Origin of the sequence: Streptomyces sp. NPDC001843 (genome assembly GCF_042891955.1) — a bacterium.
Taxonomy (GTDB): domain Bacteria; phylum Actinomycetota; class Actinomycetes; order Streptomycetales; family Streptomycetaceae; genus Streptomyces.
In genome coordinates this window covers 1-16,824 of the sequence record NZ_JBIATQ010000009.1, presented here as the reverse complement: position 1 = coordinate 16,824, position 16,824 = coordinate 1, and the positions used below count along the sequence as shown (strand labels likewise).

Below are 16,824 nucleotides of genomic sequence, written 5' to 3'. Positions count from 1 at the left end.
ATGTCTCCTGATAAAGAGGGCGAAAACCCTGCCTTCAGCGGCGGAGCAGCGCGAAGGACGCCCCCTGATTGTCGGTGACGACGGCCACGGTTCCGTACGAAGCCTCGAAAGGTCCGGCCTGCACCCGCCCGCCGAGCCGCTGCACCGCCCCCAGGGCGTCCTGGAGGTCGTCCACCCGGAAGTGGACGAGGAAGTGCGGGGGCATCTCGGCCGGGAAGACGTCGGAGACCGGGGCGCGGCCGAAGTCGGGTTCGGCGTCGGTGCCGAAGAGGGCGTCGTGGAAGAGGCCGCCGTAGAAGTCGTTGGCCCGCTCGGTGTCGCGGGTGTAGAGCTCGGCCCAGACGAAGGTGCCGGGCGCGTGGCGGCGGACGAACCCGGGGTGGCGCCCCGGCTGCCACAGGCCGAAGACGGCGCCCCCGGGGTCGGCGGCCAGCGCGGCCGTGCCCAGGTCACCGAGGCGCAGGGGTGCCATGACGACCTGCCCGCCGGCCACGGTGATCCGCCGGCAGAGGGCCTCGGCGTCCGGGGTGGCGAAGTACACGGTCCAGACGGTGGGCATCCGGCCGTCGGTCTTCGGCGCGAGGGCGGCGACGGGCTCGCCCTCCAGTCGCGCCCACACCGAGGTGCCGTACGCCTCCTCGAAGGCCCATCCGAAGAGCTCCCCGTAGAACCGCTCCCCGGCCGCCACGTCGGGGAGCTGCGCGTCCACCCAGCACGGGACGCCCTCTCCGTACACCGATGCCCTGTTTTCGGCCATGCCGCCAAAGTAGCCCTGGCGCGCGCACCCCGCAGACCAGGCACACCACCCTTCTCACGTCCTTGCACCCCATTTGCAGTCGGCCGAATAGCGCTGGGATCCCCCCTCGGTAAGCTGACGTCATGACAGGACAAGTGCGTACCGTCGACGGCCGCGTGGCCGGTCGGCGTGGGCAGGCGACCCGGCAGAAGCTGCTCGACTGCCTCAGCGAGATGCTCAGCTCCTCCCCGTACCGGGACGTCAAGGTCATCGATGTCGCCCGGAAGGCGGGCACTTCGCCCGCGACCTTCTACCAGTACTTCCCGGACGTCGAGGGCGCCGTCCTGGAGATCGCCGAGCAAATGGCCGCGGAGGGCGCCGGGTTGACCGAGCTGCTCGCCGGGCGGTCCTGGGCCGGCAAGTCGGGCTGGCAGACCGCGCAGGAACTCGTGGACGGTTTCCTCGAGTTCTGGCGCAAGCACGACGCCATCCTGCGCGTCGTGGACCTCGGCGCCGCCGAAGGGGACAAACGGTTCTACAAGATCCGTATGAAGATCCTGAACTCGGTGAACAACTCCCTGGCGGAGTCCATCGCCGAACTCCAGGCCAAGGGCAGGGTCGACAAGGAAGTGAACCCGGCGGCGATCGCGGGCTCGCTGGTCGCGATGCTCGCGGCGGTGGCCGGGCACCAGAAGGGCTTCTCGTCGTGGGGCGTGAAGCAGGCCGAACTGAAGCCGAACCTGGCGCTGTTGGTGCACCTGGGCGTGACGGGCAGGAAGCCGACGAGATAGACCGCTCGGCGGTCCCCTCCTTCTTCGGTCTCAAGTCCTGTCTGCCAGGCGGTGGTTCACGCGAGTGGACCACCGCCTGTCGTGCTTTTCCGCCCGGGCAAGCGCTTACGCCGGCAAGGGCCGGTCCTTCACCACGTGCTTCATCACCAGTGTGGACGTCAGCCGCTGCACGCCCGGGAGAGTGGCGAGCCGCTCGTCGTAGAGCCGCTGGAAGGCGGCGAGGTCCGCGGTGGCCACCCGCAGCAGGTAGTCCGGGTCGCCGAAGAGACGCTGGGCGTCCAGGACGTACTCCACCTCGCTCACCGCCCGTTCGAACTCGGCGACGGTGTCCCGGTCCTCCTGCCGCATGGACACGAAGACCAGCGCCTCGAAGGTCAGCCCGACGGCCGCCGGGTCCACCACCGCCCGGTAGCCCCGGATGGCGCCGGACCGCTCCAGCTCGCGCAGCCGCCGGTGGCACGGCGAGACGCTCAGCCGCACCCGTGCGGCCAGCTCGGTCACGGTCAGCCGCCCGTCCTGCTGCAGCTCGGCAAGAATCTTCTGGTCGGTCTCGTCCATGAGGAAGATATTTGTCCAGAGTCCACGATCATGGGCAAATTTCGCAAACACATTCGGGCCATTCGCGCCTAATGTCCCCACCATGGACTCCGCAAGCCTTCTCTCCTTCCTCGCCGTCGACCTGCTGCTGGTCTGCGTACCGGGCGCCGACTGGGCCTATGTGATCGCGGCCGGACTGCGCGGTCGCCGGGTGACGGGCGCGGTGGCGGGCCTGGTCGCCGGGTACGCGCTGCACACGGCGCTGGCGACCGCGGGCCTGGCGGTCCTCGTGGCGGGCTCGCCCTGGCTGCTCACGGCGCTGACGGTGGCGGGGGCCGGTTACCTGCTGTGGCTGGGCTGGGGTGTGCTGCGCAGCCCGGGCGTGCCCGGGGCGGCGGCCGAGGCCGACGGCTCCCGCGTCTTCCTGCGCGGCGCCGCGATCAGCGGCCTCAACCCCAAGGGCCTGCTGCTCTACCTCTCCGTACTCCCGCAGTTCCTCACCCTCCGGGGCGCCCACCTGCCCGTTCCCGTCCAGACGGCCGCACTGGGCGTGCTCCACATGGCGTGCTGCGCGGCCGTGTACCTGACCGTCGGCGTCCTCGCACACGCCGTTCTCGCCGCCCGCCCCGGGGCCGCCCGGGCGGTCACCCGCACCTCGGGGGTGGCGATGCTCGGCATCGGCGCGTTCCTGCTGGTGGAACGGCTGGCGGTGCTCTAGGCCCGGCGCCGGAGCCCTTGTACGTTCCCGTGATGGGACACGACGACCTTCCGACGCTCGAACTCGCCTTCCCCGGTCCGGAGCGCGACCGTGGCGTCGCGGCGATCCTCACCGGGGAGAAGACCGCGCTCACCGGGCTCCTGGAGATCTACGAACACGCCGGGGAAGCCGTGCCGCGCGCCGGCCGGCGCTTCTGCGTGCTCGACTCCGAAGGCCGTCCGGCCGCCACCATCGAACTCGTCGAGGTGCGGGTCGTTCCGATCAAGGACATCGACGACGACTTCGCCCTGGCCGAGGGGCGCGGCTACGCCGACGTCACGGAGTGGCGGAAGGCCCATGAGGAGTTCTTCCGCAGCGAGGGCGTGAGCGAGTTCCTCGGCCGCACCCCCGTCATCGACGACGAGACGCTCGTGGTCGCACAGCGTTTCCGGGTGGTCGAACCCTAGGGCCCGTCCGGCAGATCAGGAGTTTTTCCTGCTCAGCCGGAAGACGCGGATCTCGCGGGTCACCCGCGCCTGGTAGGTGGCGTACGGCGGCCAGAACTCCAGCAGCGCCTGCCAGGCCGCCGCCCGCTCCTCCCCCGCGAGCAACCGGGCCGTGACGGGTATGTCCTCGCCCTTCCAGCTGATCGAGGCGTCGGGGTGGGCGAGGAGGTTGGCGGTCCAGGCCGGGTGGGCGGTTCGCCCGAAGTTGGAGCCGACGAGCAGCCAGCCGTTCTCCTGGGGCATGCAGGCGAGCGGAGTGCGGCGGGGCAGGCCGCTGCGGGCGCCGGTCGAGGTGAGGACGACCCCGGGCAGCATCTGGGCGCTGAGCAGCACTCTTCCCCGGGTGAGCCGGTGCACGGCCCGGTCGAGGGCCGGTATCACGTGCGGGGCGGCCTTGGCGAAGCCGCGGGTGGACGACACCTTCTGCACCAGGCGTACTCCCATGGCCGTCATCGGACCGCCACCTCCTCACGCTCGAAAAGCCGGGCCTCCGCGGCCGCCCGCGCCCGCAGCCGGTGCACCGGCCCGAACAGCAGCTCGTCGCCGGCGGCCCGCTTGAAGTACAGGTGCGCCTCGTGCTCCCAGGTGAAACCGATCCCGCCGTGCAGCTGGATCGCCTCGCCCGCCGCACATCGCAGCGCCTGCAGTGCCTGCGCCAGAGCCAGCCCGCCGGCCCGTTCCCCGGGTTGCCCGTGCGCGGCCGCCCAGGCAGCGTAGTAGGCGGCCGAGCGGGCGGCCTGCACCTCCACGTACACGTCCGCGAGGCGGTGTTTGACCGCCTGGAAGGAGCCGATCGCCCGGCCGAACTGCTCGCGCTGCCCGACGTACTCCACGGTCCGCTCCAGCGCCCGGTCGGCGGCCCCGACGGCCTCGGCGGCGAGTACGGCGGCGGCGGTGTCCCCCAGGGCGGCGAGGGCGGTGAGCACGTCGGCGTCCTCGTCCCCCAGCAAGGCGGCCCGCACGTCCCGTAGCTGGACGCGCCCCTGCGGGCGGGTGGCGTCGAGTGAGGTCTGCCGGGTCCGCAGGACCCCTGCCGCGTCCCCCTCCACCAGGAACAGCAGCGTCCGGGGCCGTGCGTAGCCCCCGGCGTGCGCGGCGACGAGCAGCAGCCGGGCGCTGTGGCCGTCCAGCACCTGGTCGACCTGCCCGTACAGCCGCCACCCGGTCCCGTCCCGGCGGGCCTGCACGCCGCCCGCCCGGCCGCCGCCCGCCCACGCGCCGCCGTTGCCGCCGGTCAGGGCGAGGGCGGCGGTGAGGGCGGTGCCGGGGACGGCGAGGGCGGCGGTGAGCGCACCGGCGGCGAGGCGGGGCAGCAGGTCGGCACGCTGGGCGTCGGTGCCGAGGGCGAGGATCAGCGGGGCGACGAGGACGGAGGTGGCGAGCAGCGGGGAGGGGGCGAGCGCCCGCCCCACCTCCTCGCAGGCGAGGGCGAGATCGGTGACGGGGCAGCCGACACCGCCGTACGCCTCGGGGAGGGCCAGGCCCGGCAGGCCGAGCTGGTCGGCGAGGGCGCTCCACAGCGCGGGGTCGTGTCCGGCCGGGGCGTCGAGGGCGGCCCTCAGTTCCTCCGCCCCGCAGCGCTTGTGCAGCAACTCGCGCAGGGTGCGGCGGATTTCGTCCTGCTCGGCGGTGAGGCGCGTGTCCATGGCTGGTCCCTCCCGACCTGATCTGACGAGGCGTCATGTTAGGGCGGCGGGAGGGCGATGCCCAGAGGTACGCGGTCTGCCGTGAGCCACCTCATCTGATGTACCGTCAGATTCATGACCCGAGAGAGCTCTGGAGCCCGGGGAAGCCGGAGGGTCGCCGTGGTGGGCGCCGCCCTCTCCGACTGCGGCCGCGTGGACGACGCCACGGCGTACACCCTGCACGCCCAGGCGGCCCGCCGCGCACTCGCGGACGCGGGACTGGACCGCGCGCATGTGGACGGCTTCGCCTCGGCGGGGCTCGGCACGCTGGCCCCGGTGGAGGTGGCGGAGTATCTGGGTCTGCGCCCCACCTGGGTGGACTCCACCTGCGTCGGCGGCTCCACCTGGGAGGTGATGGCGGCGCACGCGGCGGACGCGATTGCGGCCGGCCACGCGAACGCCGTGCTGCTGGTGTACGGGTCGACGGCCCGCGCGGACATCAAGGCGGGCCGGCGGACCGGCGACCTGTCCTTCGGCGCCCGCGGCCCCCTGCAGTTCGAGGTCCCCTACGGCCACACACTGATCGCGAAGTACGCGATGGCGGCCCGCCGCCACATGATCGAACACGGTACGACGATCGAGCAGTTGGCCGAGGTCGCCGTGCAGGCCAGGGCCAACGCGGCGCTGAACCCGGAGGCGATGTTCCGTACCCCGATCACGGTCGACGACGTCCTGTCCGGCCCGGTGATCGCCGACCCCTTCACCAAGCTGCACTGCTGTCTGCGCTCCGACGGCGGCGCGGCGGTGCTGCTGGCGGCCGAGGAGTACGTGCCGGACTGTCGCTCGGTCCCCGTGTGGATCCTCGGCACCGGCGAGCACGTCTCGCACGCCACCATGTCCGAGTGGCCCGACTTCACCGTGTCCCCCGCGGCGGTCAGCGGCCGGCTGGCCTTCGAGCGGGCCGGCGTCCGCCCCGAGCAGATCGACTTCGCGGAGATCTACGACGCCTTCACCTACATGACCCTGGTGACCCTGGAGGACCTCGGCTTCTGCGCGAAGGGCGAGGGCGGGGCGTTCGTGGAGAAGGGGCGGTTGCTGGTGCGCGGCGGGGAGCTGCCGGTGAACACCGACGGGGGCGGGCTGTCGGCCCAGCACCCGGGCATGCGCGGGCTGTTCCTGCTGGTGGAGGCGGCCCGGCAGTTGCGCGGGGAGGGCGGGGAACGACAGGTGCGGCGCCCGGACGGCGGATTGCCGCGGCTGGCGGTGGCCTCGGGGACCGGGGGGTGGTTCTGCTCTTCCGGGACGGTGATCCTGGGACGTGAGTGAAGAGGGGCTCGCTGCGGCATGACCGGGAGCGGAGCGGCGATACTCGCCCCATGGCACCAACCGATCTCCACGAGCTCCTGAGGTCGCTGCGGGTCTGGGCCCCCGGGGTCACGGAACTGCCGGCCTTCGACCCGACGACCGCACCCCCGACGCCGCTCCCCCTGTTCACCGCCTGGTTCGCCGAGGCGGTGGCCGCCGGGCAGGTCGAGCCGCACACGATGTCGCTGGCGACGGCCGACGAGGACGGGCACCCGGACGTGCGGATCGTGATGCTGCACGGCGCCGACGCCGACGGCTGGACCTTCGGGTCCCACTCCATCAGCCGCAAGGGCCGGCAGCTGGCCGCCCGTCCCCACGCGGCCCTCGCCTTCTACTGGCCGGTCCTCGGCCGCCAGGTCCGGGTCCGGGGGACGGTGACGGCGGCCCCCTCGCAGGAGAGCCAGGCCGATCTGCACGCCCGCTCCACGGGTGCGCTCGCGGCGGCGCTGACCGGTCGGCAGAGCGAGGTCCTGCCGTCGGTGGAGGAGCTGCGGCGCGCCTCGCAGGAGGCCTGGGAGCAGGCACAGGCGGACCCGGCCACCCCTTCCCCGACGTGGACGCTGTACCGGGTCCGGCCGGAGGAGGTGGAGTTCTTCCAGGGGGATCCCGAGCGACGGCACGTGCGGCTCGCCTACCGGCGCACGGGGTTCGGCTGGGAGCGGACGCTGCTGTGGCCCTGAACCTGTAGCCGCTGCGGCCCTGCACCTATAGCCCTGCCCCTACGACCCTGCCCCTGCCCCTGCCCCGAACCCGTACACCGCGAAGTCGGCCACCGGCCGGTAACCGATCCGCCGGTACAGCCCGTTGCTGGTCGGATTGGCGAGGTCGGTGAAGAGCAGCACCTCGGCCCCCGCCTCGAGCGCGGCCCGGCTCACGTCGGCGGTCACGGCCCCGGCGTAACCGCGTCCGCGCAGGTGGGCAGGGGTGTAAACGGGAGCCACGCGGACCTGCCCGGCGACCTCGGGGGTCGCCCCGGCCATGGCGACGGGCTTGCCGTCGGGGGTCTCCCAGAGCGTGATGCCGCCGTGGGCGACGCGGGCGTCGGCCCAGGCGCCGGCCTCCTGGATCACGCCCTGCCCGGCGGCCTCGGCGAACTCCCCGTACCAGCGGATCAGCAGCTCCCGGTCCGCCGGCCCGGCCACCCGCGCCCGGCCGTCGGGCACGGGCTCCGGTACGGTCAGGTCGCCCAGGCGGTACAGCCGCTGGCGCCGGCGCAGCTCACCGCGGTTCCCGGTGCGCCGCTGCCACGCCGCCGTGAACGCCTCGGCCGTCTCCCGCTCGGCGGAGACACCGGTGAGGTCGTGGCCGAGGGCGAGGAGCCGGGCGGCGAGGGCGTCGGCCTCCTCCTCGGTCACCGGCGTGATGTGCAGCGGGTGCGGGGGCGTCCGGAACAGCACCGCGCGTACGGCGCCGTCGGGATCCGCCAGCCACCCGAACCGGGGCGCCTCCTCCCCGTAGAGGTGGAGCCCGCGTCTGCGCAGCGCATCGGTGACCGTCAGGGCCACCGTGTGCAGTGCGGGGCGCGAGCGCAGGAAGTCACCGGTGCGGGTGAGGAAGCCGTCGAGGTCTTCGGTGAGGTGCCAGCCGTCGGTACGCATGCCCCATGATCGCCCGGAACGCCCTTGCCCCGCCTGCCGATTACTTCACCGTCGGCTCCGGGTCCGTGGCGATCCGCGCGTGCAGGTGCACGTCCCGGAACGCGTCCCGCCGTCCGGCCTCGAACATCGCCCCGCGCAGCGTCCCCTCGTAGGGGAAGCCGCACTTCTCCGCGATCCGGCACGACGCGTCGTGCCCCAGGGCGTGCCCCAGTTCAAGCCGGTGCAGGCCGAGTTCGTCGAACGCCCAGCGGGCGGCGAGGGCGAGTGCGCGGGCGGCGACCCCGTGGCCGCGGGCCTCCGGGAGGACCCAGTAGCCGACGCGGGCGAGGCGGAAGACCTGGTCGATGGCGTTGACGCCGACGTGGCCGAGCGTCGTACCGGTGTCCGCGTCGGTGACACGGAAGGGCGCACAGCCGCCGTTCGCGGCGTTCGCCGCCTGGGCGCGCAGGGAGTCCCGGGCGCTGTCGGGATCCGTGACCGGTTTCAGCGGGGTGTTCCAGCGCCGGAAATCGGGATCCTCCCGGACCCGCAGCCAGTCCGCCACGTCGGCGTCGCGGTCGGGGTCCCAGCGGAGCAGGCGCAGGCCGTGCCCGTACGGTTCGGAAGCGGGAGGGACGGTGGGGTGATCGCTCAGACGGGCCATGGCGACCATTCAACCGCCTGGTCCGGCTCATGCCGCGACCGGCCGGAAGACCGGCACCCCCTCCCGGAACAGCACCTCGACCGCCATCCCGGCCCGCAGCTCGTCCGCCGGGCACTGCACCACCTCGGTCATCATCCGGGGGCCCTCGGCGAGTTCGACGACCGCGGCGACGTAGGGCGTGCGCCCGCCGAACGGCGGCAGGTCGTTGCGGTGGACGACGGACCAGGTGTAGAGGGTGGCGCGGCCGGTGGCCCGGTCCCAGGTGACGTCGTCGCTCCAGCAGTGGGGGCAGAACTCGCGGGGGTAGTGGTGCGCCCGGCCGCAGGCTCGGCAGCGGCGCAGGAGCAGCCGGCCCTCGGCCGCCGCGTCCCAGTAGGTCCGGGTGAAGGCGTCGGGCTCGGGGACGTCGAACCGTATCGCCGCCATTCAGAACCACCCCAGGGCGTGGTCGACGGACCACACCTGCCAGGACATCCCGAACAGGGCGACCAGCGAGATCAGCGCCATCATCGAGTTCTGCCCCTGCTCGGCCCAGTCGTGGATCATGAGGGTGAGGTAGAGCAGGTTCAGGAGCAGGCCGCCGACGAGGGCGACCGGCGTGAGGAATCCGGCCACCAGGCCCAGGCCGAGGGCCAGTTCCGCGTACACCACGACGTACGCCATCACCTTGGGCCGCGGCTCGACCACGGACCGGAAGCCGGAGCGGACCGCTGTCCAGCGGTGCTTCGCGGCGACGTCCGCCGCCCAGGCGATGCCGGTGCCGCGCTCGAACCAGGCCTTCTTGTCCTTGTGCCGCCAGCTCTCCAGCCACCACAGGCCGAGCCCGATACGGAGCACGGCCAGCCACTCCGCGCCGCTGAGCCAGATCGCGTCCATGACATCTGACGGTACGTCAGATCCAACGGAATGCCGAGAGCCGGGTGAGGAAAACCTGCGCGAACGCCGTGGGCCTGCGGGTCCCCCATGGATACCCAGGAAGTGACCGCCCTTGAACGGCGTCCTCCGCTTCCCGTCTGCCGCCGGACGCCGCCCCCGCGGCGCCGGCCTCCCGCGCACCGGGACCCGGCGTCGCGGCCATTTCCGCACCGGTCCCGCCCACACCCCGCACAGCCGTGATGAATCCGCAACCAATTCCGGTCTTGACCGAGACCCATCAACCCCGTGCGTGATTACGCTCGCGCTCATGGCCGACTCCACCCTGTCCGCGACCCCCACCGACCGCCCCGTCTACGTCATCGGCGCGGGCCCCGGCGGGCTGGCCGCCGCGTACGCGCTGCGTGCCCGGGGGATACGCGCGGTCGTCCTGGAGAAGTCCGACCGGGTCGGGGCGTCCTGGCGGCGCCACTACGACCGGCTGCACCTGCACACCACCCGCCGCCTCTCGGCCCTGCCCGGGCTGCCGATGCCCCGCCGGTTCGGGCGGTGGGTGTCCCGGGACAACGTGGTGCGCTACCTGGAGAAGTACGCCGAGCACCACGGGCTGGAGATCGTCACCGGGGTCGAGGTCTCCCGGATCGAGCAGCTGCCCGACGGCACGGGCTGGCTGCTGCACGCCTCCGGCGGGCGGGAGCTGACCGGTGGCGCGGTCGTCGTGGCCACCGGGTACAACCACACCCCGCGCGTGCCCGACTGGCCGGGCCTGGAGGGCTACGGCGGTGAGTTCCGGCACGCGGGCGAGTACCGCAACGCCGAGCCGTACGCCGGCCGGGACGTGCTGGTCGTCGGGGTCGGCAACACCGGCGCCGAGATCGCCGTGGATCTGGTGGAGGGCGGCGCCTCCCGGGTACGGCTGTCGGTGCGGACCGCGCCGCACATCGTGCGCCGGTCGACCGCCGGGTGGGCCGCGCAGTACTCGGCCGTGCTGGTACGGCGGCTGCCCGTCGCCCTCGTCGACCGGCTGGCCAGGCCGATGGCGCGGCTGAGCGTTCCGGACCTGTCCGCCCACGGGCTGCCCCGGCCGGAGACCGGCCTCTACAGCAGGGTCAAGGAGGGGTCGATCCCGGTGCAGGACGTCGGCCTCGTCGACGCCGTGCGCAAGGGGAAGGTGGAGGTCGTGGCCGCCGTCGAGGGGTTCGAGGACGGCAAGATCGTCCTCGCGGACGGCAGCCGTGTCTCACCGGACGCGGTGATCGCCGCGACCGGGTACGTCCGCGCCCTGGAGGGCCTGGTCGGCCACCTCGACGTGCTCGACGCCCGTGGCAGGCCGGTGGTGCACGGCGCCCGCTCCCCGAAGAACGCCCCGGACCTGTACTTCACCGGGTTCAGCAACCCGATCAGCGGCATGTTCCGCGAGATGGCCCTCGACGCGGAGAAGATCGCGAAGGCGGTGGCGAAGAAGGGATCCGGCCGACTGTCGCGACTGCCTGGCTGATCCGGGCTTCCCCGGGGAAGTCATCTTTGTGTGCACGACCGTTCCTGACGCTCCGTCAGTTCAGTAACCTGACAGAGCGTCAGTTCAATGGCTGTCACACACAGGAGGCGGGGCGGACCGATGCTTGGATCAACCCACGGCACCCTCACCACCGACTCCCGCCGGGCCCGGGTCATCGCCTGCGGCGAGCCCCGGCCCGGGGCCGCCGTGCACGGCCGGGCGGCCGACGTGGACGAGCTGGACGTCAGCGGCCGGCCACTGCACCGGGACGTCCCCGATCTCGACCGGTTCTTCCGCCCCGAGTCCGTGGCCGTGATCGGCGCCTCGGAGACGGAAGGCCGGCCGAACACCGGCATCACCAGGCAGCTGCTCACCTGGGCTGGGCGGGTGGGGGCGCGGGTGCATCCGGTGCACCCCAGCCGGCCAGCCGTCTTCGGCATCCCCTGCGTCCCCTCCGTCGCCGACCTGCCCGAACAGGTCGACCTCGCCGTGCTGCTGGTCGCCGACCCGCTGCCGGTGATCGAGGAACTCGCCGGGACCAAGGTGAAGTTCGCCGTCGCCTTCGCCTCCGGGTTCGCGGAGACCGGCGAGGAGGGTGTCCGCGCCCAGGCCCGGCTCGCGGCGGCCGTCCGGCGCTCCGGCCTCAGACTGCTCGGGCCCAACACGAACCTCAACGCCTTCGAGCGGTTCCGGGACGACCTCGACGGCCCGGCCATCGCCCTGATCACCCAGTCCGGGCACCAGGGCCGTCCGGTCTTCGCCCTGCAGGAGCTCGGCATCCGGCTGTCCCACTGGGCACCCACCGGCAATGAGGCCGACCTGGAGACCGCCGACTTCATCTCCTACTTCGCCGAGCGGCCGGAAGTCGGCGCCATCGCATGCTACGTGGAGGGTCTCAAGGACGGCCGCGCGTTCCTGCTCGCCGCCGACCGGGCCGCCCGCCGCAAGGTCCCCGTCGTCGCCGTGAAGGTGGGGCGCACCGAGGCGGGAGCGCGTACCGCCGCCTCCCACACCGGGAAGCTGACCGGGGCCGACGACGTGGTGGACGCGGCGATGCGGCAGTACGGGGTCATCCGCGTCGACGGCCTGGACGAACTCCAGGACACCGCCGCCCTGCTGGCCCGGGCCCGCGCGCCGCGTGCCCACGGGGTCGTCGTCTACTCGATCTCCGGCGGCACGGGCGCGCACGTCGCCGACCTGGCCGCCGGGGCGGGACTGCACCTGCCGGTGCTGTCCGGGGCCAAGCAGGCCGAACTGCACCAGTGGATACCGGAGTACCTGAGCGTGGCCAACCCGGTGGACAACGGGGGTCACCCGGTCGGTGACGAGCGCGGGCGGAAGATCATCGACGCGATCCTCGACGACCCCGAGGTGGGCGTGCTGATCTGCCCGGTCACCGGGCCCTTCCCGCCGCTCAGCGACAAGCTCGTGCGGGACCTGGTGGACGCGGCGGAGCACACGGACAAGCTGGTGTGCGTGGTGTGGGGCTCTCCGGTCGGCACCGAACCCGCGTACCGGGACGTGCTGCTCGGCTCCTCCCGGGTGGCCACCTTCCGCACCGTCGGCAACTGCCTCACCGCCGTCCGCGCCTACCTCGACCACCACCGCTTCGTACGCGCCTACCGCTCCCCCTTCGACGAGGCACCCCGCACCCCGTCCCCCTCCTTCCGCAAGGCGGGCATGCTGATGCGGCCCGGCGAGCAGCTCAGCGAGCACGCGGCCAAGCAACTGCTGCGCGCCTACGGCATACGGGTGCCGCGCGAGCAGCTGGTGACCAGTGCGGCGGCGGCCGTGCGCGCGGCCGGCCAGGTCGGCTACCCGGTGGTGATGAAGGCGTCCGGTGCGCAGATCGCCCACAAGACGGAGCTCGGTCTGGTGAAGATCGGCCTGACCTCGGCCAGCCAGGTCCGGGACGCCTACCGGGAGCTGAACGACATCGCCCGCTACGAGGGTGTCCCGCTGGACGGTGTCCTGGTGTGCCAGATGGTCGAGCGGGGCGTGGAGATGGTCGTCGGCGTCACCCACGACGAGCTGTTCGGGCCGACCGTGACCGTCGGGCTCGGCGGGGTGCTGGTGGAGGTGCTGCGGGACGCCGCGGTACGCGTGCCGCCCTTCGGCGAGGACCAGGCCCGGGACATGCTCGCCGAACTGCGCGGGCGGGCCCTGCTGGACGGGGTCAGGGGCCGGCCGGCGGCCGATCTGGACGCGCTCGTGGAGGTCGTGCTGCGGGTGCAGCGGATGGCGCTGGAGCTCGGGGACGAGCTGGCGGAGCTCGACATCAACCCGCTGATGGTGCTGCCCAGGGGCCAGGGCGCGGTGGCGCTGGACGCGCTGGCGGTGTGCCGCTGATGGACGAGACATGGGTGCTGCACGAGGTGGCCGGTCAGGTCTCGTCGATCACGCTCAACCGGCCCGAGGCCCTCAACGCCCTCACATCCGGCCAGCGGGAACGGGTCATCGGGCTGCTGGCGGACGCCTCGGCCGACCCCGAGGTGCGGGCCGTGGTCATCACCGGGACCGGGCGCGGTTTCTGCGCGGGCGCCGATCTGCGGGGCGGTGCGCAGGCGGGTGAACGGGTCGCCGGTGACGTGGCACGCATGCTCCGCCTCGGCGCCCAGCGGCTGACGGCCGCCGTCCTCGACTGCGAGAAGCCGGTCATCGCCGCCGTGAACGGCACGGCGGCCGGCCTCGGCGCTCATCTCGCCCTCGCCTGCGATCTCGTGCTGGCCGCGGAGTCGGCCCGGTTCATCGAGGTGTTCGCGCGGCGCGGCCTCGTACCCGACGGCGGCGGCGGCTATCTCCTGCCCCGGCTGGTCGGCCCGCAGCGGGCCAAGGAGCTGATGTTCTTCGGGGACGCGCTGTCCGCCGCCGACGCCGAGCGGCTCGGGCTGGTCAACCGGGTCGTACCGGACGGGGAGTTGGAGAAGACGGCCCGTGCGTGGGCGGAACGGCTGGCCGCCGGCCCCACCCGCGCCCTCGCCCTGACCAAGCAGCTCCTCAACGCCTCCCTCGACACCGACCGGGCCGCCGCCTTCGCCGCCGAGGCGGCCGCGCAGGAGATCAACATGACGACGCGGGACGCGCGGGAGGGTCTCGCCGCGTTCGTGGAGCGCAGAAACCCCGAGTACAAGGGCCGCTAGCCCTTCCCATCTGACGAACCGTCACTTTCAATGGAAACGTGATGGGACACGCAGGGGCGGCCGCCGCCGCCGTCCGATACCTCAGGCCGGCCGGGCCCCCGGCCCCCGTTCCGGCGCTGCCGCGCCCGGAGTTGCGCTGCGTCGGCGCGGACGAGCGCGCCCCCGTCGACCAGGCCGGGTTCCGGCGCGTCCTCGGCAGCTTCGCGACGGGCGTGACCGTGGTCACCGCACCACCGGCCGACGTGGACCGCTCCCCCGCCGGTTTCGCCTGCCAGTCCTTCACCTCCCTCTCCCTCGACCCGCCCCTGGTCGCCTTCATGGTCGGCCGTACGTCGACGACCTGGCCGCGCATCGCCCGCGCCGGCGCCTTCTGCGTCAACGTCCTCGCCGCCGGGCAGGGCGACCTGTGCCGCGGCTTCGCGGTCCGCGGCGCGGACAAGTTCGCGGGCGTCGAGTACGACGCGGCCCCGGTCTCCGGCTCCCCCCGCCTGGCGGGCACGCTCGCCTGGATCGACTGCACGATCCACGCGGTGCACACCGGGGGCGACCACCTGATCGTGGTGGGCCGGGTGGACGCCCTGGGGGCGGCGGGCGGGGACGCGGCGCCGCTGCTGTTCCATCGGGGGCGGTTCCTTTAGGGGCGGCTCCCCCGGGGCCTGTGGAAATTACTGCACGTCCACGGACGTTGATCAGGTCATGACTCAAGGACCAGCGCCTCGTCCCCTGTCCGACGAAGCCGTCTCGAACCTGCTCGCCGAGCAGCAGTTCGGCACGCTCGCCACCGTCAAGCGCAGTGGCCACCCCCATCTGACCACCATGCTGTACAGCTGGGACGCCAAGGCCCGCATCGTGCGGTTCTCGACGACGGCCGACCGCGTCAAGCTCAAGCACCTGCGCCGCGATCCGCGTGCGGCGCTGCATGTGCAGGGCGGCGACGTGTGGTCATTCGCCGTCGTCGAAGGAGAGGCCGAGGTCTCCGAGATCACGACGGTTCCTGGCGACGCGGTCGGACGGGAACTGCTTGAAATGATTCCGCAGGCCGCCAAGCCCGAAGACGCGGATGCGTTCTTGGAACAGTTGGTTGCCGAGCGCCGAGTGGTCATTCGCCTGAAGGCGGACCGGTTGTACGGAACGGCACTCGACATCAACGGCTAGGCAACTGGCGGGGCGTCCGCGAACGGCTGCCGATTCGTGGCGGACGCCGACTGCCGGAAGCCGCCCGCCCCTAGAGTTGTCCCGTAACTGCTGGTCACGGTTGAGATGATCTTGATGTGGCTGGTGTGATCACGGCGTCAGAGCCGTCCTGGATAGCCCCGTTCGCCGGGCTGAGCCCGCGGCAGTTCGGCAAGCTGGTCACCACCCTGCGGCGCGAAGGCGCGGACTCCGCCTGCAAGGGTCGGCCCTGGAGCCTGCCGCCGCACGACCGGGTCTTGCTGGTCACCGCGTATTGGCGGACGAACCTGACGCTGCGGAAGCTCGGCCCGCTATTCGGTGTCTCCAAGTCGACTGCCGCCCGGATCATCGGTCACCTCGGGCCGTTACTCGCCCTGCGGCAGCGCCGGCGGTTCCGCAAGGAGACCGTGCTGATCGTGGACGGCACCCTGGTCCCCACCCGCGACCACACAGTCGCCGAGCAGTCGAAGAACTATCGGTACTCCACCAACCAGGTCGTCATCGACGCCGATACCCGGCTCGTCGTCGCCGTCGGCCGGCCCCTGCCCGGCAACCGAAACGACTGCAAGGCATGGGAACTGTCCGGTGCCAAGGCCACTGCAGGGAAGGCCGTTGTCATCGCCGACGGTGGATACCAGGGCACGGGCCTGGTCATCCCGCACCGCCGCGAGCCCGGCCAGGACGAACTTTCCGCTTGGAAGGAGGAGCACAACGCCTCCCACCGCAAAGTCCGGGCCCGTGTCGAGCACGTCTTCGCCCGCATGAAGACCTGGAAGATCCTGCGCGACTGCCGTCTGAAGGGCGACGGTGTCCACCACGCCATGCTCGGCATCGCCCGCCTGCACAATGCCGTCCTCACCAGCTAGGACCAGGTGAGACGTGCTTGGTTAGCCGGGCTTTGTGCTTCCGCTCAAGGGAGTTCGGCGTGGCGACACCTTGCGATGACTGATCCGCCAGCCGTCAGCGGTGCGCACGACGGTGTCGTCGTAGGAGACGGAACCGCAGGAGCCGTCTGCCTTGATGCCCAGACCCTTCGATCGGACCTGCACCTGACCGTCTGCCGACGCGATTACGACGACGTTGGTGACGTGATGCGCGACGGGGTTGGCGGCTCCCAGCGCCCAGGCCGCTTCTCGGATGGCCGCCACCCCGAACAGCGGTGCCTGGCCGAAGTCGGTGAGGTCGTAGACCACATCGGAGGTGAACAACTCCTCCAACCGGTCAAGGCTTCCGTCGTCAACGAGGTGACCGTGCAACGAGACAAGCTCGGTGATGGCCAAGCGATCTTCAAGAGCGAGCGACACACGCATCCTCTCCGGCCCGGCTTGGAGAGCGCCAGGCCGAGCATCGATCCGTCGACAGCACGGCACCACACCGCTCAACACGTTCGGGCACGTCTGGCAGGAACAGGGCCGTGCACGTCGTGATCGTCCCTTACCGACGGCCAGCCTGCCACCGACTTCTCCACCTGCGCCCTGTCACCGTCAGTCGAAGAACGGTTTCGGGACAGCCCTTAGCTTGAGTTTTAACCTCAGGCCAGTCCTTGGTGAACCGTTCCGGGTTTGATCGAGACTCTAGGTCGTGACTGTGACCTGGGATTTCGTGGTTTCGCGGTAGTGCTTGGTCTCGTATTCGGCAGGTG

At 72.1% G+C, this 16,824-nt stretch carries 20 protein-coding genes; 11 read left to right on the top strand and 9 right to left on the bottom strand.

All coding sequences use genetic code 11. The features are described from left to right. Positions 1-34 precede the first annotated feature (34 nt). Positions 35-757, bottom strand: coding sequence for a VOC family protein (locus ACFYZQ_RS22625; protein WP_389150480.1), 723 nt, complete (start codon positions 755-757; stop codon positions 35-37). Positions 758-879: 122 nt separating this feature from the next. Here ACFYZQ_RS22625 and ACFYZQ_RS22620 point away from each other — a divergent pair, with 122 nt between their 5' ends. Next, positions 880-1,527, top strand: coding sequence for a TetR family transcriptional regulator (locus tag ACFYZQ_RS22620; protein WP_388805470.1), 648 nt, complete (start codon positions 880-882; stop codon positions 1,525-1,527). A gap of 105 nt (positions 1,528-1,632) precedes the next feature. On the opposite strand, the gene ACFYZQ_RS22615 is transcribed toward ACFYZQ_RS22620, so the two are convergent. Then, positions 1,633-2,085, bottom strand: coding sequence for an Lrp/AsnC family transcriptional regulator (locus ACFYZQ_RS22615; protein WP_389150477.1), 453 nt, complete (start codon positions 2,083-2,085; stop codon positions 1,633-1,635). Positions 2,086-2,167: 82 nt separating this feature from the next. Between ACFYZQ_RS22615 and ACFYZQ_RS22610 the strand changes: the two genes are divergently transcribed. After that, positions 2,168-2,782, top strand: a complete 615-nt coding sequence (locus ACFYZQ_RS22610) for a LysE family translocator (RefSeq protein ID WP_389150475.1) — start codon at positions 2,168-2,170, stop codon at positions 2,780-2,782. 32 nt (positions 2,783-2,814) lie between these two features. After that, positions 2,815-3,228, top strand: a complete 414-nt coding sequence (locus tag ACFYZQ_RS22605) for an ASCH domain-containing protein (protein WP_389150472.1) — start codon at positions 2,815-2,817, stop codon at positions 3,226-3,228. 15 nt (positions 3,229-3,243) lie between these two features. Here the strand turns inward: ACFYZQ_RS22605 and ACFYZQ_RS22600 are convergent, their stop codons facing one another. Continuing rightward, positions 3,244-3,720 (bottom strand): nitroreductase family deazaflavin-dependent oxidoreductase, encoded by a 477-nt coding sequence (locus ACFYZQ_RS22600; protein ID WP_389150469.1) that lies wholly within the window; start codon positions 3,718-3,720, stop codon positions 3,244-3,246. Then, positions 3,717-4,913 carry an acyl-CoA dehydrogenase family protein gene (locus tag ACFYZQ_RS22595; protein WP_389150466.1) on the bottom strand — a complete coding sequence of 399 codons (1,197 nt, stop codon included), beginning with the start codon at positions 4,911-4,913 and terminating at the stop codon, positions 3,717-3,719. Before ACFYZQ_RS22595 ends, ACFYZQ_RS22600 begins: the two co-directional genes overlap by 4 nt. A gap of 114 nt (positions 4,914-5,027) precedes the next feature. Between ACFYZQ_RS22595 and ACFYZQ_RS22590 the strand changes: the two genes are divergently transcribed. Both ACFYZQ_RS22590 and ACFYZQ_RS22585 read left to right on the top strand, forming a co-directional pair. Next, on the top strand, positions 5,028-6,218 hold the full coding sequence (locus ACFYZQ_RS22590; protein WP_389150463.1) for an acetyl-CoA acetyltransferase: 1,191 nt from the start codon (positions 5,028-5,030) through the stop codon (positions 6,216-6,218). 50 nt (positions 6,219-6,268) lie between these two features. Beyond that, positions 6,269-6,937, top strand: a complete 669-nt coding sequence (locus ACFYZQ_RS22585) for a pyridoxal 5'-phosphate synthase (protein ID WP_389150461.1) — start codon at positions 6,269-6,271, stop codon at positions 6,935-6,937. 39 nt (positions 6,938-6,976) lie between these two features. Here ACFYZQ_RS22585 and ACFYZQ_RS22580 read toward each other — a convergent pair whose 3' ends face one another. Genes ACFYZQ_RS22580 through ACFYZQ_RS22565 form a run of 4 tightly spaced genes read right to left on the bottom strand, consistent with a single transcriptional unit; the run spans position 6,977 to position 9,374 of the window. After that, a complete protein-coding gene (locus ACFYZQ_RS22580; RefSeq protein ID WP_389150458.1) occupies positions 6,977-7,855 on the bottom strand; it encodes a GNAT family N-acetyltransferase in 879 nt (292 codons plus the stop codon). 40 nt (positions 7,856-7,895) lie between these two features. Beyond that, positions 7,896-8,498 carry a GNAT family N-acetyltransferase gene (locus ACFYZQ_RS22575; RefSeq protein WP_389150456.1) on the bottom strand — a complete coding sequence of 201 codons (603 nt, stop codon included), beginning with the start codon at positions 8,496-8,498 and terminating at the stop codon, positions 7,896-7,898. Positions 8,499-8,525: 27 nt separating this feature from the next. Then, positions 8,526-8,924: a Zn-ribbon domain-containing OB-fold protein gene (locus tag ACFYZQ_RS22570; protein ID WP_389150453.1), complete on the bottom strand. Its 399-nt coding sequence runs from the start codon at positions 8,922-8,924 to the stop codon at positions 8,526-8,528. Continuing rightward, a complete protein-coding gene (locus tag ACFYZQ_RS22565) occupies positions 8,925-9,374 on the bottom strand; it encodes a DoxX family protein (RefSeq protein ID WP_389150450.1) in 450 nt (149 codons plus the stop codon). A gap of 307 nt (positions 9,375-9,681) precedes the next feature. On the opposite strand from ACFYZQ_RS22565, the gene ACFYZQ_RS22560 reads away from it, so the two are divergent. From ACFYZQ_RS22560 to ACFYZQ_RS22535, 6 genes are all read left to right on the top strand, one after another. Then, the gene (locus ACFYZQ_RS22560; RefSeq protein ID WP_389150448.1) at positions 9,682-10,869 is read left to right on the top strand and encodes a flavin-containing monooxygenase; all 1,188 of its coding nucleotides are present in this window, start codon (positions 9,682-9,684) and stop codon (positions 10,867-10,869) included. A 120-nt stretch (positions 10,870-10,989) separates the two neighbouring features. Continuing rightward, positions 10,990-13,218: an acetate--CoA ligase family protein gene (locus ACFYZQ_RS22555; RefSeq protein ID WP_389150445.1), complete on the top strand. Its 2,229-nt coding sequence runs from the start codon at positions 10,990-10,992 to the stop codon at positions 13,216-13,218. Then, positions 13,218-14,009, top strand: coding sequence for an enoyl-CoA hydratase/isomerase family protein (locus tag ACFYZQ_RS22550; RefSeq protein ID WP_389150443.1), 792 nt, complete (start codon positions 13,218-13,220; stop codon positions 14,007-14,009). The genes ACFYZQ_RS22555 and ACFYZQ_RS22550 overlap by 1 nt, the downstream gene beginning before the upstream one ends. A gap of 41 nt (positions 14,010-14,050) precedes the next feature. Continuing rightward, complete coding sequence (locus ACFYZQ_RS22545; protein WP_389150440.1) at positions 14,051-14,647, top strand: flavin reductase family protein; 597 nt, start codon at positions 14,051-14,053, stop codon at positions 14,645-14,647. A 58-nt stretch (positions 14,648-14,705) separates the two neighbouring features. After that, a complete protein-coding gene (locus tag ACFYZQ_RS22540; protein WP_389150437.1) occupies positions 14,706-15,164 on the top strand; it encodes a PPOX class F420-dependent oxidoreductase in 459 nt (152 codons plus the stop codon). 116 nt (positions 15,165-15,280) lie between these two features. Beyond that, on the top strand, positions 15,281-16,048 hold the full coding sequence (locus tag ACFYZQ_RS22535; protein WP_389150435.1) for a transposase: 768 nt from the start codon (positions 15,281-15,283) through the stop codon (positions 16,046-16,048). A gap of 21 nt (positions 16,049-16,069) precedes the next feature. On the opposite strand, the gene ACFYZQ_RS22530 is transcribed toward ACFYZQ_RS22535, so the two are convergent. Then, entirely contained in the window at positions 16,070-16,462 is a 393-nt protein-coding gene (locus ACFYZQ_RS22530) for a nuclear transport factor 2 family protein (RefSeq protein ID WP_389150432.1), read from the bottom strand. Positions 16,463-16,824 lie beyond the last annotated feature (362 nt).